Genomic DNA, 19,994 nt, shown 5'->3' on the forward strand with positions numbered 1-19,994 from the left:
TCCGGTATCCGATGGAGGCTTGCAGACGGGTCGTTGCTTAGACCTGGAGTACCAAGGCGAGGAACGGCTGTCCGGGACAGGTGGTTTTACAATTCATGAACAGGCTCTACCCGCTGGTTCTGGAGCACCGGCTTCCCACTGCCGTCCGGTACGGCATCTCCGCGAGCATCATGCTGGCCTGCGCCGTATTGCAGATGGCGATGGAGATGCAGACCGGCTCGCCGGGGTACTTCCTGCTGCTTCCGGGCGTGTTTCTCTCGGGCCTTATCTTCGACCGCGGGTCCGGAATATTCGCAGCGGTCATAGCCGTCGCCGTCGGCGCCTACGTCAGCTTTGGCGGCAGTAACGGGATAGACTATTTGGCGACCAATGCTCTCTTCGCTATCACTGCGAACGGGACGGCCGCCGTCGCGGAATTCCAACGCGCCGAACTGCGCCGGGTAGTCCTGGCGGAAAAGACGAAGGCCTTGATGCTTCAGAAGATGGCTCACCGGACCAAGAACAACCTAGCGATACTCGGCAGGATAATCAGGTTGGAGGCGAGGCACGGCGGTCCGGAAGTCGGGGCCGCTCTGGCAGCCACCGCCCGTCGGCTGCAGGTGATGGCGGAGGTCTACGACCACCTATCCCCTACGCGGGACTCCCGCTCGGTGAACATGCGCTACTTCCTGAACGACGTCGTCGAGAAGGTCTTCCAATCTTTGGCGCCTTTCGGACCGATCGCGTTCCAGGTGACGTGCGAGGACGTCGACCTTGCCAGCAACCACGCGCTCGCGATCGGCATGATCACGAACGAGCTGGTGACGAACTCGATAAGTACGCTTTTCCCGACGACCGACCCGGCCACATAGTGGTCACGTTCTCGAGCGGCAGCGGCATCGAGCTGTCGGTCTCCGACAATGGCGTGGGCCTGCCTGAGGGAGCAGACCCGGGCGGACTGGGCTCGCGAATCGAGCAGCTACTCGCCCAACAGCTGGAAGGCGAAACTTCCTACGAAAGGCTCGATCCTGGCCTCAGGGTTCGGCTGAGGGCGCATCCGCGATAACTGCGCGTTCGGCGCTAGAAGGACGGGCCAAGCTTGTTTCAGCCCGACGTGCGCGTCTTGCCGGAGCCGTTCAGCCCCGAGACCGACGAGGCAATCAGTGAGGCCCGGCAGGCCATCAAGCAATCTCGGCAAACACGATGTGAGGCTCCACTGCACATCGAATTGAGGGAACTTCACCGTCTACCTGACCAATAAGGAAAGTAAGGCCGCGTCAGTGGCCACCTCTTCGTGCAACTGAGACAAGCGTCCGCTTTGGCCCATTGCTGACGTCTTCTCTGGATGTTGACAAGTCCGCTAAGCGGATCAAAACAGGCGTCGGCCTTGCCCGAGTTCTTCCATAACAACGCATACGCGAATGCTGCTCTTCAAAAATGCTTGACGGCAAGAAGCCCGAGCAGAGCTGTGCGCGTGACGGCGGATACTGCGACCATACTAATTAGGTCTTGCGTGGCCACCGATAGCATCGATGCCGCGGAGGACGGCAACGAGTTCACTTTTGACTTCTTGCGTTTTGGCCTTTGTGTGTTGTTTTTGTAGGCATTGCCTTCCCGAGATAACGGGTCAGGCCGCCATGCGGCCCGACCCTGACGCTTCCCTGTCGAGATTCGTCCCCGATCTGCAGCCACCATTGCATGCTCGCGGACGAGAAAGCTTAAGGGATCTGGTAAACTAACGCAGACCGGAGCTGATGGTTTATGAATTCGCGATGTCTATTGCGCGGAATGGAGAGTCCGACTTTTGCAATCTCGGTGACTATATCAACCGAGGCATGCTCAAGGTCGCTGCAACCGTGTGCGCCGGTACCGCACGTCCATGGAAGGTCGAGCCAATTTGGGAGGAACTTGTTCGATGGACGAAGTGATCTTGCGCAAATTGGAGGAGCGTCTCGGACCGCTCCATGCGAGACAGCGATTGGGTATCGAGACGGACCACGAGGCACAAATCTTCGGCCGGGGCCTCCTCTCCTTTCACATTAGGAACTGGTATCCAGTCCATTCTGTCATTCGAAATGCACTTAAGCTGACCGGTCTCTACTGGCGCGGACACCGAAATACAGGAAGCATTCTCGTTAAGCGCAACGACGCTATGTTCAAGGAGTTGCCACCGCTTTTCGACGGCTTCACCATCCTCCACCTTAGCGACATGCATGTGGACATGAATGAAGCTGCCATGCAGCGCCTGATCGAACTCGTCGGCGACATGCGCTACGATCTATGTGTTCTAACCGGCGATTATCGGGGGAAGAACTTTGGACCGTTCGAGGCAACCTTGAACGGCGTCGCACGAGTGCGAGCGCATCTAAAGGAGCCCGTTTATGGAGTTCTGGGCGACCACGATACCATCCAAATGGTTCCAGGGCTGGAAGCCATGGGAATACGCATGCTGCTCAACGAGAGTGAGGCGATTGTGCGCGGCGATCAGCAAATCTATCTAGCCGGGATCGATGACGCCCACTGCTTCAAGGCCGACGATATCGAAAAAGCTGCGTTGCAGATTCCGTATGGCGAGTTCTCCATTTTATTGTCACACACACCGGAGATCTATCGTCAGGCGGCTCATGCCGATTTTAATTTGTTGCTGAGCGGGCATACGCACGGTGGGCAGATCTGTCTGCCAGGATCTATTCCGATCATACTTGATGCAGTCTTGCCTCGACGGATGGGGGCGGGAGCTTGGCAGTATCACGACATGGCTGGTTACACCTCTGTGGGTGCTGGATCGAGCGTCGTTCCTGTTCGTCTCAACTGTCCACCAGAAATCACCCTGCACCGCCTTCGTTCGGGCTAACGGCGGGCTAATATGGTTCGTCGCGCAGGTGGGCTCGGAATAGAAAACGAGACAGAATTAGCGCGCCAATAAAAAAGATTCCGACGCCAAGCGCGATGTCTGCGATCGTCAATGAAAGCGCGTCGCGGCATGCCAGCATCGGAAATAGGGATTCGGGAATCTGATCGAGCCCGAGTGCCTGGCTGCTCGGCGGATAGTTTAGGCGGCGCTTCAGGAAACTGGAGAACAAATCGCCCGCCATAGCCGCGCCTGCTACGATTGCACCGATCGTAAGATCCAGACCGATAAGCGAGGCGCTTGCTGTCGTGATGAGGACTGAAATCAAAATACCGCGGATGGTTTTCGATGGCCCAAACAACGGCCTCCCATCAAAAAATACGGTGCCGGCATCCAGCGGGAAGGAAAAACGTGGGCCAAGAATCTTCTTAGCAACGATCGGTGTGCCGTTCGCCAACGTCATTAAAACCAATAATTGCAAAATATGCAGAAATTGCATTTTTTCAGCTTAGCTTATAGTTGCACCCGAGGTTAGTTCGATCTTCATTGACCATTGTGGGCGCCCTCCAGGGGAACGTCTTGCGCCGGTCATCCAAGGCAGCACCGTCGAGCTCATCGATGAAGTCGCCGCCGCTGTGGCTGCGCCGACGCGATCAAATAGCGATGCAGTTTGCTGCAGTGCACGAGTTAAATAGCTCAAGCGTGTGAATTAGCCACTGTCGGGTTGACCTTGGCCTCGTGAGAATACGCTATATCTACCCTAAGGCCGTTCAAAAGGACTAGCTGGTGGACGAAGACATCCTGCGCAAACTCGAGATCCGTCTCGGGCCGCTCCATGCCCGGCAGCGATTGGGGATTGAGAGAGATCACGAAGCTCAGGTATTTGGCCAGGGCCTCACATTTTTTCACCTTGAAAACTCATCTTGGGCCGAGTGGATCATTCGAAATGTTCTGAAGGCAACAGGGCTCTACTGGCGTGCACGACAGAACGCAGAACGCATTCTCGTCAAACGAAACGAAATGAGGTTCAAGACATTACCGCCCCTCTTTGAGGGCTTCACCATTCTCCACGTTAGCGACCTTCACGTGGATATGAATGAAGTTGCCATGAACAAACTCATCGAGCTCGTTGGCAGCATGCAGTACGATGTGTGCGTCCTAACTGGCGATTATCGGGGGCGGACTGTTGGGCCGTTCCAGCCCGCGCTGGATGGTGTCGCGCGAGTGGCAACTCATCTGAAAAAGCCAATCTATGCGGTGCTCGGCAACCACGACACGATTCAAATGGTCCCCGGGCTCGAAGCTATGGGTATTCGCGTGCTGCTCAATGAATGCGAAACAATTGTTCGCAATGACCAGCGGATCTATCTGGCGGGAATCGACGATGCACATTTCTTCAGAGTGGACAACATCGAAAAGGCCGCTCTCTCAATACCCCGCGGTGAGTTCTCGATCTTGTTGTCTCACACACCGGAGGTCTATCGTCAGGCTGCGCATGCCAACTTTGATCTGATGCTGAGCGGACACACCCACGGTGGTCAGATTTGTCTCCCCGGCTCCATTCCCATCAAGCTCGAGGCGGTGCTGCCAAGACGGATGGGAGCTGGGCCTTGGCAGTACAGAGATATGACCGGCTATACTTCCGTTGGTGCGGGCTCGAGCGTCGTTCCCGTGCGACTCAATTGTCCGCCGGAAATTACCTTGCACAATTTACGCCGCGGCTGACGCTGCCCCAATACGGTACATCACGTACATGAGCCTGAAACAAAAGTCGTGAGGGAAGTGGCTCGCCGACGAAAAATAGCCCAACACCCGAAGCAGCTCTCGCCGAGACGTCCTTCTAAACCGGCCCTATGGAACCGAATGGCAGCGTGCTGCCTGACATTTTGTTTCGAAGTCTTTCCTGCTTTCCCACGCTGACGCCGTTTTCGAAACGAAGCGATCGCACAAGTCATGGGCCGATGTGAGGTTGAATCCTGTGAACAGCTCCTCCACGGCACGAGAGTGCGATGAACTGGGGCGCTGTCATTCAACTCGCAATCTGCCCAATGCATGAGTCTCTTCTGGCCCGAACGCGAAGCCCAGACCGGCTCTGAAATCGTCTGGTTGTCGCGGTAGACCGGACGTGACCGGCGGCGGTCAGGACGGCGCCCGTTGACCCCGAGCAGACATGATCGTCCGAATTTGATCCTGCTCAAAACGACCGTTGCGATGTCCCCTACAAAGGCGTTGCACTCATCCCCTGAGTGCGGAGCACCCACCCATAGCGACAAAGGGCCGCCGCCCCCACGGCGGCCTTTTTTGTACCGTCACGCCGACGTGACCAAGAAATATATTTCCTACCCTTCGGATTGAGTTCAAAATGCATCAAAGGCGTGGATCACGGGGGGTCCAATGCACCGATTTATCGCCAGAGCCAACGTAGATCACTTTATCGGCCTTCTGAACGGCAGTGATCTGACTGCTGACAAACGAGCGGGTCTTACCAGGCTGCTAATCGCCGAGTTGGATAAGCTCGCGCATGACCTCGAACATCTCGAATTTATCGAGAAAAGAGCGGTTGAGTGCCGTGAAAGAGTGAACCATGTCAGGGATATGAGGGATAGGCACCCCTTCGGCACAACGGACCGCGAACAAGCGGAGCAGCTGCTTGTAAGCTGCGAAAACTTGAGGACGGTGCTTGAAGATTTTTGTCATCGCCTGCGCGCGAAAATCAAATCGAGCGGAACAATTTCTACAGGTCCCCGCCGAAACCAGATATACTGAGTTTTATCACCGGCCGAAACTCAGCCCGTAGCGTCGGTGGCTGAGAGACCGATTGCGCTCCCGCCTGCATAAGATAGGGAGCACGCCATGTGGAAATCCACGGCAACGGCACCGTTTGATCGCAATTTACAACTCGCAGTAATCGACACTGCCGGTCAGGTACATGCGCTAGTTTTCCCCTGCCGCCGCGTGCTACGGGGCTGGGTGAATTCACAGACCGGTTCGCCAGTGCATGTGTTTCCAACGCATTGGCGCGAATGGGAAGGCCTTATCGAAAAAACGCCGATTGGTGAGTCAGAGCGGGATCGGTTGGCCATTGTCGAAGAGTACGCGGACGCTCTGCGAGCGATCATCAAGAAGGAACGTGACGGTCTCAATTAGACCCCTTCCGCTAGCCGTAACCGCATTGCTAGTCGGACGCGCAGATACAGATCTGTTGTGTCTTCTGCTTGTGGCCCGTTTGAGACAACTGATCAGTGCTGACCATGTCTGTTCACCAGGCTTGACCGGAAGCCCTCGGTGTCCTGTCAAACCGACGCGATTGACCCGTTGCGGACCAAAAGGGCTTATGCCGAGCGCTTTCAAATGGCGAGAAACCAATTATCTCGGTGGCGGCGAAAGTGCTCCGATTTGGTGCAGTAGTGCAACCGATCTGGTACCCCCCAATGTTCAACAAGCTTCCCGTTGTCGAAACGGCAAATGTCGATCACGTGGATGCAGACAGGCTTGCCGGAGCGGGGATCGATGCCATCGGCGCGCCAGCGCGCTTAAACATATCTTGCGTTTCGACATAGGCTTCAAGGCTGAGCTTAAGGTCTTTGATGCTCCTTCGCGCGTCTTCAATCTGCGATTGCAGGATTTCTGGACCAGGCACATCCGTTTACGATAAATACTCGTGCTCGACCAGTCGCTCGCGGTGTCCCCTCGAACTCGCCGCCTGACATTTGTGGGCGGCGCGGGCTTCGACGCGCTCGCGCAATACCGTGTGCCAGGATTGGACCCCATCTGACCGCAAGGAAATCGGCGAAGGCTCGGCGTCGCTGCCGAGCCTTCTTATTGTCGAGCTCTGAATGTCGGACTTAGAAGTCCATGCCGCCCATGCCGCCGCCCGGAGGCATCGCCGGACCGGCGCCGCCCTTCTTGGGCAGCTCGGCGACCATGGCTTCCGTGGTGATCAGCAGGGCTGCAACCGAGGCTGCGTTCTGGATCGCCACTCGAACCACCTTAGTCGGATCGATGATGCCCTTGGAGACCAGGTTGCCGTATTCGCCGGTCTGCGAGTCGAAGCCATACGTGTACTGATCCTTTTCGAGGATCTTGCCGACGATGACCGAGCCGTCCTCGCCCGCGTTGATTGCGATCTGGCGGGCTGGGTAGGACAACGCCTTGCGCACGATCTCGACCCCGGTCTTCTGGTCGTCATTTTTGGTGCGAATGCCCTTGAGGTGCTCGGAGGCACGGAGCAGGGCGACGCCGCCGCCTGGCAAGATGCCTTCCTCGACCGCCGCGCGGGTCGCATGCATCGCGTCATCAACGCGATCCTTGCGCTCCTTCACCTCGACCTCGGTCGCGCCGCCGACGCGAATCACCGCGACGCCGCCTGCGAGCTTGGCAAGACGCTCCTGGAGCTTCTCACGGTCGTAGTCCGAGGTGGTCTCCTCGATCTGCGCCTTGATCTGGGAGACCCGCGCCTCGATGTCGGCCTTCTTGCCGGCGCCGCTGACGATCGTGGTGTTCTCCTTGTCGATCATGACCTTCTTGGCGCGACCGAGCATGTTGAGCGTGACGTTCTCGAGCTTAATGCCAAGGTCTTCCGAGATCGCCTGGCCGCCGGTCAGGATCGCGATGTCCTGCAGCATGGCCTTGCGGCGATCGCCGAAGCCCGGCGCCTTGACGGCGGCGACCTTCAGGCCGCCGCGGAGACGGTTGACAACGAGGGTGGCGAGCGCTTCGCCTTCGACGTCTTCGGCGATAATCACAAGCGGCTTGCCGCTCTGCACCACCGCTTCCAACAAGGGAAGTAGTTCATTCAACTGAGATAGCTTCTTCTCATTAATGAGGACGTAGGCATCATCCATTTCAACGCGCATCTTATCGGGGTTGGTGACGAAGTAGGGCGAGATGTAGCCACGGTCGAACTGCATGCCCTCGACAACTTCGAGTTCGGTCTCGAGCGACTTGGCTTCCTCAACGGTGATGACACCCTCGTTGCCCACCTTCTTCATCGCGTCGGCGATGAACTTGCCGATCTCCGCATCGCCATTGGCTGAAATCGTGCCGACCTGGGCGATTTCCTCGTTCGAGGTGACCTTCTTGGAGTTTTTGACGAGATCGGAGACCACGGCTTCCACGGCCATGTCGATACCGCGCTTCAGATCCATCGGGTTCATGCCGGCGGCAACCGACTTGGCGCCTTCACGGACGATCGCAGCGGCGAGCACGGTCGCGGTGGTGGTGCCGTCGCCAGCCGCGTCTGCGGACTTGGAGGCGACTTCGCGCACCATCTGGGCGCCCATGTTCTCGAACTTGTCCTCGAGCTCGATCTCCTTGGCGACGGTGACGCCATCCTTGGTAATACGGGGAGCGCCGAACGACTTGTCGAGCACGACGTTGCGTCCCTTCGGACCGAGCGTCACTTTTACCGCATTGTGGAGGATGTCGACACCGCGCAGCATGCGGTCGCGGGCCTCGACTCCGAATTTGACTTCTTTGGCTGACATAGTGGGTTTCCCTGAGTTTTTGACTTAGTCATCACCCTTGATGAGGCGCTCGACAGGCGCTTGAGCGACGGATTAGGCGGCCTTCTTATTCTTGGAAGACACGTCGGTGAGAACGCCCATGATGTCGCTCTCCTTCATGATCAACAGCTCCTGGATGCCGATCTTGACCTCGGTGCCCGACCACTTGCCGAACAACACGTGGTCACCGACCTTGACGTCGATCGGGATCAGCTTGCCGTTTTCGTCACGACCGCCGGGGCCAACGGCGATGACTTCACCCTGGGAGGGTTTTTCTTTGACCGTGTCGGGAATGATGATGCCACCGGCGGTCTTCTCTTCCGCGTCGATGCGCTTGACCACGACCCGGTCGTGAAGCGGACGGAATTTCATGCTCTCCTCCTATCTTCTAGTCGCTTTTTGAAATAGCAGTCGAAGGTAGCGAGTGCTGGCCGCTCCGAAAATAAGCCGGCTTGGTCGGCAAACAAGACAAAGCCGCGCAGGATTTCGAAAATCCGTCGCCCTCACCGGTCCGCGGAGCCCATTGAGGGGCCACCTAAAGGAGCCCCTGGAATCAAGTCTTGGCTGGTTGGAGGAAGCCGCTGGGGGAACTCTAGGCGGGCTTGTACCGCCTGCCCAGGTGTTGTTTGGCTTTGCCATCCAATGGCTAGCCGGGCAGGGTTGCGCGCGTCTGGATTAGCCTGTGCAGGTACAACGATGCCGCGTCCAACGGCAGTCTAGACCCGCGGCGGTACGCGGAGAGGCCGGGAAATCCCATCCCTCTCGCCTAGCGAGAGGATCTGAGCAGCAGCAGTCGAGCAAGTTTTTTTATAGATTCTCTCCCTCCGCCATTTGCACGATTTTGTACGCCAAACTACGATGTTCTGCGATTTTGCGCTCCTGATGGCAGCGGTCGGTGCTCGCTAGCGATTGTGCTGGCCGCGGAAGCTCCCGGCGATGTAGCGCCGCAACGGCAGTGTTCCGGCGAGGAACTGACCAAGGGTTCGATTCGTTTTTTACATTCTGCATGAGAAGGTCCACTGACTTTCCTGGCAGGTAGTGAACGGCCGGAGCGTTAGCGCTATGCGACGCGCCTGGACATTAGAAGGATTGCGTTCGCGCTGCGCTGCATGAACTCCCGAAGCCGCGAGCCCGTCCGGACAAACTCGCATGGGCAAGAATGCACGACAACAGAGCTTAAGGCGCGAGCTTGGGCCGATCACGGCTACACTCTTCACAGCCGGGATGATGGTTGGCATCGGTATCTTTGCCACCATCGGTGCTGCCACCGCAGCCGCGGGGAGCGGCATCCTGATTGCCATACTCCTCGGCGGCAGTGTTGCCCTTGCGACCGGCATCAGCGCCGCACAATTGGGTGCGAACAATCCGACCGAAGGCGGCGCTTTCACATGGGCGCGCGATGTCCACCAGCCTACGCTCGGCTTCATTGCGGGCTGCGGATATCTCGGCAAAAATCTGATCTCGGTCAGTGTCATCGCACTCGCCTTCGCCACTTACCTGGGGCAGGTCATTCCGGCGATTCCCGTTCACTTCGTCGCGGCGGCTGCGGTCGTGACTATCACCATTCTGAACCTGTTTGGGATCCAGCTGACCTCGCGGGTGCTCATCAGTCTCCTGCTGTTCGTCATCGCTGTGCTGTCGATATATGGAGCGTTCTCGCTGCACGGGATCGAGCAGGGTCACTTCGTTCCAGTCTTAGGGGCCAATGGACTGATGGGCATCGCCAGTGGCGCGGCTATCTTTTTTTGGACCTGGGACGGCTTTATGCGAATGGCCATCATGGCCGGGGAGGTCAAAGATCCGCGTCGCACTATTCCGATCGCCATCATTGGAGGTGTAGCAATCGCGGCGGTCATGTTTGTCGGTGCGGCCGCGATTACCCTCGGCGTGCTCGGGCCCGACGACGTCGGGGCGCAGGATACCCCGCTGCTCGCAGCGGCGCTAAAGGCAATCGGCCCGTGGGGCAAATGGGTCATCTTGGCAGGCGCGATCGCTGCCGCGCTTGCGGAGATCTTGGGCGATCTCCTGAGTGCTTCGCGCGTCGTGCTGCCGATGGCAGAGGCCCACGAGCTTCCCAGTTGGTTGGGAAAAATTCACCAGCGATCGCGGACGCCGCGTCATGCGGTCATCTGCCTTGGCGTGCTCAGCGCAAGCGCCGCCTTCATCTTTGATCTTCGGCCCCTCATCGAAGTCGGCGGCTCCTTTATGCTCGTGTGGTATTTCATCACGCATTTTGCTGCGTTGAATCTACCGGTTCGGAAGCGCCTCTATCCCTCGATCATCTCGTGGTACGGAATCGTGGGATGCATTGGCCTGACGATAGCAATGCCTCATTTCGCGGTCATCGCTGCGGTAGGAACCCTGGCTATATTAACGCTGGCCCGCCTTGTCCTGCATCGTATGCACCCGCGATGGCGGGCCGCGTGACGCGGCAGGTGCTAGAGGTACTTCCGGCATCGTTTGACAAGCTTACGCCACTTGGCACAGCGCCCGTATCGCCGTCGTGTATCTGACCAGTGGTCCCTCCTCCGGATCGTCACCGTGGAAATGGATGGCGGCGCCAACCGGGATTTTGCGCGGCTTTCCATATTCCTTGACGGACGCAGTCTCGACCACCTGTAGGCCCGGATCATTGGCGAAGGCAGTCAGAGCGGCGAGTTCCGCAGTGCTTGCGCCACCCGAACGCCAGGAGGCCTCGAACACGCCGGATCGCCACCGTCCGTGCTCGTCAATGCCTTGTCCGACGTCGTAGTTGCGGCGTGAGGCCAGGAAACCGGGAAATTTGGCAGCGTTGCGGTCGTATATTCGAGCTTGTTTCACGGCGAGCCTAGCTTCGGCTTCCATGGGAAGACCCTCAAGTGCTGACCAGCCGCCTCGAACACAAATAAGATGCGAGCCTCCGTAGACCGAGAGTCCGTGATTGTTCGTAACCGTACGCTGTGTGCCATGGTAGGCGATCGACCGATTTCCGATGGTCGTGGAGCCGACGCTTCGGGTCAGGACGCGACGCAGGTTGGTCTCGAGCACCAGGCCATGAGAGGCGAGCTTCTCAGCGGGGAAATTCTCTAAATACGCTTCCAGTTCACCCAGGCTCCTGACAACGGCTTGCCCGTGACCGCCGTCGCCCAGCGGCTCCTTCAGGTGAACTGTCCCCAGCGTCAAGATTCGTTCGGCGGCCAATCTTGCATCGTCAGCGGAAAATGCCGTGAACCCCGGAAGAACCGCACTATGGACACCATCCGCGAATGCTGATGACCAGCCAGAGGGGCATGCCGCGTGCGTGGCAACCAGGCGATGCGTGATCGCTTTGGTCTTGACGAAGGGGTAGGGCACCACCGCGCCATAGAGCTGATGTGAAGAATGAATACCAAGATCCTGAGCTTCATCGCGCATCAGCGTGTCGCTGGGAACGAAGAAAAAATGACCGGCGACATGTGCTCTTGGATCAAATTCCCCTACAAAAGGGTGTTCAATTAGGCGCGCGATGCTCTTCGCGACCACGGATAGCGTGACCTTCTCGTGGGTGTACATGGGGGCGCTTAGTCCGGCGAAAAGGACAGCGACCGCCTCCACAGCGTGCTGTTCACGCCGAATGCGGCGAGGCGCTGACGCCCCTGCAGGGTCAAATCTATGATGGGAAGTTAGACTGGGTCGGTCCATGAACAACCATCTCAACAAGTGAGCATTGGTCAGTGCTTGGACGGAACCCGTCTGACGGGGAGACTGGAAGTCCCCGTTTCAATAACCTAGGTAGGGAACCAGGTCATAGCAAGGCGCCTTCTAAGGTCATTTAACGATGCTCATCGTCGACACCCTGAAGCGCCTGCATGTCTCGGTTTCCTTCAAGTTGGCCGACGGAGAATGCATTGCGCTGCAAGGCCCGTCCGGGGTCGGCAAGAGCCTTCTGCTGCGCGCCATTGCCGATCTCGATCCGAATGAAGGCTCCATCCAGCTCGACGGCACGCCGAGAGAAGCCATGCCGGCTCCCGTTTGGCGAAAAGCGGTGACTTACGTCGCCGCTGAGCCAGGCTGGTGGGCGGACACGGTGCAGGAGCACTTCGTCGCCTGGGATGACGCGCTAAATCTCGCCGAAAGGCTGGGGCTGCCGCCCGATTGCGGGACTTGGCCGATCCGCCGGCTCTCGACCGGCGAAAAGCAGCGGCTCGGGCTCGTGCGTGCGCTCCTGTTGCAGTCGCGCGTGCTGTTGCTGGATGAACCTACTTCGGCACTCGACGCGGTGTCGACCGCGTCCGTCGAAGCCATTGTCGCCGAGCGTGTGTCGACCGGCACAAGCGTTCTGTGGAGCACCCACGATAGCGCCCAGGCGCGGCGCGTCGGATCGCGCTTGTTCATGATGTCCAGTGGTCGGGTCGAGGAGCATCTGCTTTGAGCTATATCCAGCTCGGCTACAACGACTTGATCCTGCCGGCACTCCTCGTGGTCATGAATGGCGCACTTTCCCTGGCGCTGCATCTCAGGCTCGAATGGCAACTTGCTGTCGCGAGCGTGCGAATGGTCGTTCAGCTCGTGCTCGTCGGTTACGTGCTGACGTTTCTGTTCGCTGCTGTCTCGCCATTGTGGACTGCGCTCGCGGCGTTCATCATGGTCATGTTTGCATCGCGCGAGATCGTCGTTCGTCAGAAACGACGGTTACTGGGTCTTTGGACCTATGGCCTGGGTGCAGGGTGCACTTTGCTCGCTGCCGGTACAGTCACGATGTTTTCGCTCCTTACGCAGCTACGTCCTGACCCCTGGTATCATCCGCGCTACGCGCTGCCGCTATTGGGAATGATCCTCGGCAACACCATGACCGGGGTAAGCCTGGGCCTGGACGTGCTCGTCAATGGCGTGGTGCGCGAACGAGCTGCGGTCGAGTCCTGCCTCGCGCTGGGAGGCACGCGCTATCAGGCGCTGCTCCCCGTGATCCGCGACGCGCTGCGAAGCGGCTTTATGCCGACCATCAACGGCATGGCGGCGATTGGCCTTGTTTCTCTCCCCGGAATGATGACCGGTCAGATCCTCGCGGGCGTCGAACCGGGCGACGCCGTCAAATATCAACTGCTGATCATGTTCCTGATTGCAGGCGGCACGGGCCTGGGAACGCTTGCGGCAGTCCTCGGTGGTGGACGTCTGCTCACCGACCACCGGCATCGGTTGCGCCTGGACCGGATCGCGAGCGAAAAATAGCAGAAATCACCGCAAGTCGAGCAGATCGCGCAGCACGTTGGGGATCGATTGTTCGCGCTCGTAGCGATCAATGGTGTCGTCCGCGGGGACGCGACCGGTCTCCAGCCGTACATGGAAGTGATCCAGCGCCTGGCAGTCGAAGTCCCAGGCGCCCAACGCATTCGGTGCCTTCGACAGGACTTCATGGGCGCGCTCGCGGGCACCTTCGGCACGAAGGCCGAACCGGGCAACCTGTCCCATGTCGTAGATCCGCGTTTGCTCGGTCGCGCGCCCGAGCAAGCTCTCATCGAGGATCAGCGCGAGCCACAGCAGAAAATAGCCGTGATAGTCGACGCGATATGGCGTCATTTCGAGCGGCTTGAATTCGAGACGAAGGTGTTCCTTGGGGTGGATGGAAATCGCCGGCGCAATGGTGCTGCGGTGATAGGTGCGCACAGACTTTCCAACGCCGCCGCGGATGCGCCAAAGGTCACCACGATAGAGCGGCGAGGCAACGGTGAGTGCGGTGAGGGCAGGGGCGTAATAGTTCACCTTGCCATGGAGTTCGTGCAAGTCCAGTCGTTCCGCCACATCAGATGGGACGCTGACGTTGATATCGGGCCCGTAGGTGGTCATCGCCTCCATGGCCCACTGCCAATGATCGTATCGTCGCTTGTTCTGCGGTCCCTCAAAATGGTCTTCGATCGGGTGAAAGGAGAGCGTTGCGGCGCGATATCCGCGTTCGGAGAGAGATCGTTGCATCCGCCCGTGCAGTGTGGCGAATGCGTCGACGCACGCCTCAATTGAGTTACATATCGGGGTGCGAATCTCTACGCCCTTGGGCAACAACGCCGTCGGCTTCAGGTCCGGGCCGGGGAGCTGATAGCCTTCGACAACGAAGGGCATTCTCTTGCGATGAAGCGGGATCAGATCCAGCCCCTCGTGATCGAAATCGCAGACATCGATTCCCTCCAGAATGAGGTTGAGTTCCTCAAACCGAAGCTCGGGATGCCATAAGGGGCGGCATGAGACGGCATCGACCAGCAGAAATTCTGCTTCCAAGCCGAAACGGAAATCCGAACTGCGGCTCATGGTCGATGTATTCCAATCGTGAACGCCAATAGCGGGCACAGGACGTCCTGTGCGTATTTCGATAACGGCGACCTCACGCCAGTCTCCCTGATTGTCTCGATCAACTGGCTGTGAAGGTTCTTTGGCCGACCTACATTGCTACGCACAACGACGCGTTCGACTTGTGCGCAAGGGGGATCAAACAACAAGGTGGGCACTGATCAAGGCCCGGGTGCGGATTCGTTCTTTTCGGCCGAGCCATCCAGCTCGCATCGGCGCCAATCTTCATCCTGGCGCGGCGGAAGAGCACTCTGGAGTGTGGCCGCCGAAGGAGATGGCTTGGTCGGCGGCCGCATCCAGGTCGACCGCGCACGCGCTTGCCCGACGCCGCGATCACGGCCGCATCGAGGCCGCCCGAATCGACACCATCGACGATGGACCGAGCGAGCCCGCGAGCGCGCTCGGTGTCGGTCCAGTGCGCGCAGATCATCAGCATGTCGTTTCCGGCCGCCATGAAGCGCGCGCCGGCGTCCGGCGTGTCCAGCCGTCCGGTCATCGCACGCATGCCGACGTCGTCAGACACGATCACGCCGCCGAATTTCATCGCCTCACTCAGGAGTCCGGTCGTGATTGGGCGCGACAGCGTGACGGGATTCCTGGAGTCGAGCTGCCGGAACAGGATGTGCGACGTCATGATCATCTCGATGCCGCCATCGATCGCGGCGGCAAACGGGAGCAGCTCGCGTGATTTCAGCTGGTCGAGATCGAGATCGACGACCGGAAATTCGTGGTGCGAATCGACCTGGGTGTCGCCGTGTCCCGGAAAATGCTTGCCGCAGGCCCGGACGCCCTGACGTTCCATGGCCTTGGTGAACGGAAGCATCGACTTGACCACGTCCTCGGCCGTACGGCCGAAGGCGCGCTCCCCGATCACCGGGTTGGCGGGATTGCTGTGAATGTCGAGCACCGGCGCGAAGTTCAGGTTGAAGCCGAGCGAGGCGAGCTCGGAGCCCATGGCCTCGCCGACCTGTTCCGCGGTACCGGCCCATCGCGCGGCATAGGAAAAGCGTGTCATCGGGGGCGGCGTGCGGCACACGCGGCCCGCCTTCATGATCGATGGCGATGAATTGCTTCTCGCGCTGCGAGGCGTCGCGGATCGAGGCGATCAGATCTTTGTGGCTCAACAGCCATTCCCGGTAGGGAACGTCGTGACGAAAATTGCTCTTGTAGAGGATGACGCCGGCCGGCTGGAGATCGCTCGGCAGCGCACGATCGCGTTCGTCCAAAACGGTTCCAGGCCGAAGGCCGACGAAGAAATGGTCGCCAACCGTTGAAAGGAGGGGAATCATGCATCCGCCAACGCCGCCACATTGCCGCCTTGCGCCCGGTTTGCACATTCCCCGGGGGTATCAGGTCGATTCCGTTCGTGCGCAAACCCGAGCGCGTGTCCAAATTCATGAACGGCGATGCTGGCCACGCACTTCTCGTACATGCTCGCGTCCTTGCAAGCACGGCTCCAATTTTCGAAGGTGAAGTTTAGGACCATCCCTGCGGGCTTTTTATCAATTTGCGTTCCAAGCCCCTTTGCGTCAGGACCTTCGTCAGAAATCTTCATTCTGAGTCCGACACTTGCATCGGCGCAAGTTCGATTCCAACCGTCGAATTTCAACGCTGAATTAGCTTGCCATGTCTGCGTTACGGCCATTTGGACCGCGTTCATCTGGGTGGCAGAAGTGGGCTGCGGATTTTCCTAACACACGTAAATTCTTCGATTCAAGAGGCCCCCACGGCCATTTGGTGGCGTTGAGGATGTAGCCGAACTCGGACATGTCTCGGGCAACCGGAGCGAACTCGATGTTCTGGGCTCTGACGTCGCTCGACCCGCGAAACAAGATGAAGCTTGCCGCAAGCAAAGCGGTCATGCCTGAGTGCCAGCCGTTTTCGCGCATCTCGTCCTCTATAGTTGGCGTCGATTGCGGTCATCACTGAGTCAGGTCGTTAGCTCCTCGCGGCAGGGCGCGAAATTTGGTGCAAGTAATAGTTGTGCAGTCAACTTATATGAGCCGTGGTGGAAGCACGTTGAGGAAGGGCAAGCCGACTACGGGCTCCTCTGTCTCGGACGATGAGCAGGGAGCGCTCGTAGAAGGTCTGGCGCGCCTTGTCCCGCGGAGTAGGGCGAAGCCGTGGGGCCTGCTGACGATCGGTCGCATCGATGCTCACGGCAACGCGCCATGCGGGAACGTACCTGTACAGGGCCGCATGTTGTCCGTAACCTCGCCGCGCGATTTAGGGAGATGCTGGCGTGGCTAAGAAGACGGCGATCAAAAAGAGAAGTGTCTTGAAGAGACCGGCGAAGGCTTCGAGCAAGGCTAGCTCCGGCCGCAAGGGGGCCGCCGCGAAGCCGGCCAGCAAAGCCGCCACCGGCAAATCGACGAAGCCGCGGCGCCCGTCTGGACCGGCCTGGCAATGGTCGGCGGTGGAGACCGCGGCCGCAATCCGCTCCGGCGCGATCTCCGCGGTCGAGACGGTCGAAGCGCATCTCGAGCGGATGCGCGCGGTCAATCCGAAGCTGAACGCCGTGGTCGTCGATCTCTCGGAGGGAGCGCTGAAGGCTGCGCACGGCGCGGACAAGCAGCGCGCCAAGGGTGGTGCGCTCGGCCTTCTGCACGGCGTGCCGATCACGATCAAGGAGAACGTCGACTACGAGGGCCGGCCGAATTTCAACGGCGTGCCCGCCAACAAGGGCCTGATCGCGCCGTCGGATGCGCCCGTGGTACGCAACCTGAAGAAGGCCGGCGCGATCGTCATTGGGCTCACCAACACGCCGGAATTCTCCTTTCGCGGCTTCACCGACAATCCCCTGCACGGGTTGACGCTCAATCCCTGGGACCCGGATATCACCTGCGGCGGCTCGTCGGGCGGTGCGGGTTCGGCGGTCGCCGCCGGCATCGGCACCATCGCCCACGGCAATGACATCGGCGGCTCGCTGCGCTGGCCTGCGCATTGCAACGGCGTTGCCACCATCAAGCCGACCCAAGGACGCATTCCCGCGTTCAACGCGAGCGCAGCGGCCGAGCGGCCGATGCTGGCGCATCTGATGTCGGCGCAGGGGCCGCTCGCGCGCCACGTCGCGGACGTTCGTCTTGCGCTCGAGGCGATGAGCCAGCGCGATCCGCGCGATCCCTGGTGGGTGCCGGCGCCGCTGGTCGGCGAGAAGCCGAAGAGGCCGATCAAGGTGGCGCTCGCCAAAATCCCCGACGATATGGACGTCGATCCGGCCGTCGCGGCGGCGCTGCGCCAGGCTGCGGACCATCTCGAACGTTCCGGCTACCGCGTCAGCGAGGTCGAGGTGCCCGACATCAACGGTGTCTGGCAGACCTGGTGCGACATCATCACCAACGAGACCGTGGTGATGCAGGAAGCCGGCATGCTGAAGGTTACCTCGGAGGATTTTCACAGGGCCTGGGGCGGCATGAAGGCCAAGGCCAACGTGCTTGATCTCAAGGGCTGGATGCAGGCGACTGCCGCGCGCAACGGCCACATTCGTGCCTGGCAATCGTTCTTCGAGGACTATCCGGTCGTGCTGGCGCCGACCACGGTGAAGCCGACGCCGGGCCCGCGCGAGGACACGGTCAGCGCCGAGCGCGCGCGCGAGATCTTCTGGGGCGAGATTCGTTTCATCTCCGCGATCAACGTGCTGGGCCTGCCCGGCGCGGTGGTGCCGGTGGCCCTCCATGACGGCAAGCCGATCGGCGTGCAGCTCATTGCCGGTCGCTATCGCGAGGATCTCGCGCTCGATGCCGCGGCCGCGATCGAGAAGCGCGCCGGCGTGCTCACGCATCGACTGTGGCAGAGGATGGGCTGAGACTGCGAGCGATCGCGGCGTCGGCGGTGCACCCTCGCTCCTTGCGGGAAGAGGGTGTCTTCGCTGCGCAGTGATTGATCGATCCAATTTAACTCGAATTTTAGCTAATTCGCCAACAACCGTTAGGGTTACTTCCTCGATCTCTAAGCGAATTATTGTCCGCTTTACCACCCGCCTCTAACAGAGGGACGGCGGACAACGCACATGCCTCATTCTAGGCCAATAAGTGCGGACCGCTCCACGCGGAGGTGGCACGATGCGCAACGAGACGATCGCTATTCACGCCGGCTACGAGCCCGAAGCGACCACGCACGCGGTCGCGGTGCCGATCTACCAGACCGCGGCCTACGCCTTCGACAGCGCCGATCATGGCGCGGCGCTCTTCAATCTCGAAGCCGAGGGCTTTCGCTATAGCCGCATCGCCAATCCGACCAGCGCGGTGCTGGAGAAGCGCATTGCCCAGCTTGAAGGCGGCGTCGGCGCGCTCGCGGTCGCGACCGGCCAGGCGGCCTTGCATTTTGCCTTCGTCAACGTCGCCGATCACGGCGGCAACATCGTTTCCGTGCCGCAGCTCTACGGCACCACGCACACGCTGCTCTCGCACATCCTGCCCCGGCAAGGCATCATCGGCCGCTTCGCCGAGAGCGACAGGCCTGACGCGATCGAGAAGCTGATCGACGAGAACACCCGTGCCGTGTTCGCCGAGACCATCGGCAATCCCGCCGGCAATGTCTGCGACATCGAGGCGCTGGCCAGGATCGCGCATGCGCATGGCGTGCCGCTGATCGTCGACAACACGGTCGCAACCCCGATCCTGCTCAAGCCGTTCGACTATGGCGCGGACATCGCCGTGCATTCGCTGACCAAGTTCCTGGGCGGTCACGGCACCACGCTCGGCGGTGCCATCGTCGATTCCGGAAACTTCCCTTGGGCCAAGTATGCCGATCGTTTCCCGGCCTACAACAAGCCCGACGCCTCCTATCACGGCCTCGTCTATGCCGAACGGTTCGGCCGCACCGCCTATATCGAGCGCGCGCGCAGCGTCTATCAGCGCACCATGGGCTCGGTGCTGTCGCCGTTCAACGCCTTCCTGCTGCTGCAGGGCGTCGAGACCGTGGCGCTGCGGATGGAGCGCCATGTCGAGAACGCCCGCAAGGTCGCCGAATTCCTCCGCGAGGATTCGCGCGTTGCCTGGGTCAATTACACCGGCTTTCCCGACAGTCCCTATTATCCGCTGGTGCAGAAATATCTCGATGGCAACGCCTCCTCGCTGTTCACCTTCGGTATCAAGGGCGGCATGGAGGCCGGCAAGACCTTCTATGATGCGCTGAAGCTGATCACGCGCCTCGTCAATATCGGCGATGCCAAGTCGCTGGCCTGCCATCCGGCCTCGACCACCCACCGCCAGATGTCGGCGGAGCAGCAGCGCCTTGCCGGCGTGCTGCCGGAGACCATCCGGCTCTCGATCGGTATCGAGCACGTCTCGGACATCATCGAGGACATCGACCAGGCGCTGGAGAAGGCCTGCCGCTCGGCGCGCCTCGAGGCCGCGGAGTAG

20 protein-coding genes are annotated in these 19,994 nt (G+C 59.9%); 11 read left to right on the plus strand and 9 right to left on the minus strand.

The window, feature by feature from the left end; genetic code table 11:
* Positions 1–95 precede the first annotated feature (95 nt).
* Together XH84_RS41255 and XH84_RS35595 are read left to right on the plus strand one after the other, a co-directional pair.
* Complete coding sequence (locus tag XH84_RS41255) at positions 96–851, plus strand: histidine kinase dimerization/phosphoacceptor domain -containing protein (RefSeq protein WP_245471981.1); 756 nt, start codon at positions 96–98, stop codon at positions 849–851.
* Between the two features lie 1,043 nt (positions 852–1,894).
* Positions 1,895–2,833, plus strand: a complete 939-nt coding sequence (locus tag XH84_RS35595) for a metallophosphoesterase (protein ID WP_128919063.1) — start codon at positions 1,895–1,897, stop codon at positions 2,831–2,833.
* A gap of 7 nt (positions 2,834–2,840) precedes the next feature.
* Here the strand turns inward: XH84_RS35595 and XH84_RS35600 are convergent, their stop codons facing one another.
* Complete coding sequence (locus XH84_RS35600) at positions 2,841–3,329, minus strand: CDP-archaeol synthase (protein ID WP_128919064.1); 489 nt, start codon at positions 3,327–3,329, stop codon at positions 2,841–2,843.
* A gap of 287 nt (positions 3,330–3,616) precedes the next feature.
* Here XH84_RS35600 and XH84_RS35605 point away from each other — a divergent pair, with 287 nt between their 5' ends.
* The 3 genes from XH84_RS35605 to XH84_RS35615 all read left to right on the plus strand — a co-directional run bounded on the left by XH84_RS35605 (position 3,617) and on the right by XH84_RS35615 (position 5,977).
* Positions 3,617–4,555, plus strand: a complete 939-nt coding sequence (locus XH84_RS35605; RefSeq protein WP_128919065.1) for a metallophosphoesterase — start codon at positions 3,617–3,619, stop codon at positions 4,553–4,555.
* 669 nt (positions 4,556–5,224) lie between these two features.
* The gene (locus XH84_RS35610; RefSeq protein ID WP_164936209.1) at positions 5,225–5,596 is read left to right on the plus strand and encodes a hypothetical protein; all 372 of its coding nucleotides are present in this window, start codon (positions 5,225–5,227) and stop codon (positions 5,594–5,596) included.
* Between the two features lie 87 nt (positions 5,597–5,683).
* Positions 5,684–5,977 (plus strand): hypothetical protein, encoded by a 294-nt coding sequence (locus XH84_RS35615; RefSeq protein WP_128919066.1) that lies wholly within the window; start codon positions 5,684–5,686, stop codon positions 5,975–5,977.
* 200 nt (positions 5,978–6,177) lie between these two features.
* On the opposite strand, the gene XH84_RS42000 is transcribed toward XH84_RS35615, so the two are convergent.
* The 3 genes from XH84_RS42000 to XH84_RS35630 all read right to left on the minus strand — a co-directional run bounded on the left by XH84_RS42000 (position 6,178) and on the right by XH84_RS35630 (position 8,706).
* Positions 6,178–6,342, minus strand: a complete 165-nt coding sequence (locus XH84_RS42000) for an ester cyclase (RefSeq protein ID WP_128919163.1) — start codon at positions 6,340–6,342, stop codon at positions 6,178–6,180.
* A 333-nt stretch (positions 6,343–6,675) separates the two neighbouring features.
* On the minus strand, positions 6,676–8,316 hold the full coding sequence (groL, locus tag XH84_RS35625; protein ID WP_128919067.1) for a chaperonin GroEL: 1,641 nt from the start codon (positions 8,314–8,316) through the stop codon (positions 6,676–6,678).
* Positions 8,317–8,388: 72 nt separating this feature from the next.
* Positions 8,389–8,706: a co-chaperone GroES gene (locus XH84_RS35630; protein ID WP_128919068.1), complete on the minus strand. Its 318-nt coding sequence runs from the start codon at positions 8,704–8,706 to the stop codon at positions 8,389–8,391.
* Positions 8,707–9,483: 777 nt separating this feature from the next.
* Between XH84_RS35630 and XH84_RS35635 the strand changes: the two genes are divergently transcribed.
* Positions 9,484–10,761 carry an APC family permease gene (locus XH84_RS35635; protein WP_128919069.1) on the plus strand — a complete coding sequence of 426 codons (1,278 nt, stop codon included), beginning with the start codon at positions 9,484–9,486 and terminating at the stop codon, positions 10,759–10,761.
* 42 nt (positions 10,762–10,803) lie between these two features.
* Here the strand turns inward: XH84_RS35635 and XH84_RS35640 are convergent, their stop codons facing one another.
* Complete coding sequence (locus tag XH84_RS35640) at positions 10,804–11,865, minus strand: DUF3182 family protein (RefSeq protein ID WP_164936210.1); 1,062 nt, start codon at positions 11,863–11,865, stop codon at positions 10,804–10,806.
* A gap of 265 nt (positions 11,866–12,130) precedes the next feature.
* Between XH84_RS35640 and XH84_RS35645 the strand changes: the two genes are divergently transcribed.
* Together XH84_RS35645 and XH84_RS35650 are read left to right on the plus strand one after the other, a co-directional pair.
* Positions 12,131–12,724 (plus strand): ABC transporter ATP-binding protein, encoded by a 594-nt coding sequence (locus tag XH84_RS35645; protein WP_128919071.1) that lies wholly within the window; start codon positions 12,131–12,133, stop codon positions 12,722–12,724.
* Complete coding sequence (locus tag XH84_RS35650) at positions 12,721–13,521, plus strand: ABC transporter permease (RefSeq protein WP_128919072.1); 801 nt, start codon at positions 12,721–12,723, stop codon at positions 13,519–13,521. The genes XH84_RS35645 and XH84_RS35650 overlap by 4 nt, the downstream gene beginning before the upstream one ends.
* 6 nt (positions 13,522–13,527) lie before the next feature.
* Here the strand turns inward: XH84_RS35650 and XH84_RS35655 are convergent, their stop codons facing one another.
* Both XH84_RS35655 and XH84_RS35660 read right to left on the minus strand, forming a co-directional pair.
* Complete coding sequence (locus XH84_RS35655; protein ID WP_128919073.1) at positions 13,528–14,592, minus strand: glutamate-cysteine ligase family protein; 1,065 nt, start codon at positions 14,590–14,592, stop codon at positions 13,528–13,530.
* Between the two features lie 130 nt (positions 14,593–14,722).
* Positions 14,723–15,646: a glycoside hydrolase family 3 N-terminal domain-containing protein gene (locus XH84_RS35660; RefSeq protein ID WP_245471982.1), complete on the minus strand. Its 924-nt coding sequence runs from the start codon at positions 15,644–15,646 to the stop codon at positions 14,723–14,725.
* A 34-nt stretch (positions 15,647–15,680) separates the two neighbouring features.
* On the opposite strand from XH84_RS35660, the gene XH84_RS41260 reads away from it, so the two are divergent.
* Complete coding sequence (locus tag XH84_RS41260) at positions 15,681–15,905, plus strand: hypothetical protein (RefSeq protein ID WP_245471983.1); 225 nt, start codon at positions 15,681–15,683, stop codon at positions 15,903–15,905.
* An 11-nt stretch (positions 15,906–15,916) separates the two neighbouring features.
* Here XH84_RS41260 and XH84_RS35665 read toward each other — a convergent pair whose 3' ends face one another.
* Positions 15,917–16,291, minus strand: coding sequence for a matrixin family metalloprotease (locus XH84_RS35665; protein WP_128919074.1), 375 nt, complete (start codon positions 16,289–16,291; stop codon positions 15,917–15,919).
* A complete protein-coding gene (locus tag XH84_RS40250; protein ID WP_164936212.1) occupies positions 16,248–16,520 on the minus strand; it encodes a hypothetical protein in 273 nt (90 codons plus the stop codon). The genes XH84_RS35665 and XH84_RS40250 overlap by 44 nt, the downstream gene beginning before the upstream one ends.
* A gap of 353 nt (positions 16,521–16,873) precedes the next feature.
* On the opposite strand from XH84_RS40250, the gene XH84_RS35670 reads away from it, so the two are divergent.
* Positions 16,874–18,436, plus strand: coding sequence for an amidase family protein (locus tag XH84_RS35670; RefSeq protein ID WP_128919075.1), 1,563 nt, complete (start codon positions 16,874–16,876; stop codon positions 18,434–18,436).
* A 256-nt stretch (positions 18,437–18,692) separates the two neighbouring features.
* The gene (locus tag XH84_RS35675) at positions 18,693–19,994 is read left to right on the plus strand and encodes an O-acetylhomoserine aminocarboxypropyltransferase/cysteine synthase family protein (RefSeq protein WP_128919076.1); all 1,302 of its coding nucleotides are present in this window, start codon (positions 18,693–18,695) and stop codon (positions 19,992–19,994) included.

This window comes from Bradyrhizobium nanningense (assembly GCF_004114535.1).
Taxonomy (GTDB): domain Bacteria; phylum Pseudomonadota; class Alphaproteobacteria; order Rhizobiales; family Xanthobacteraceae; genus Bradyrhizobium; species Bradyrhizobium nanningense.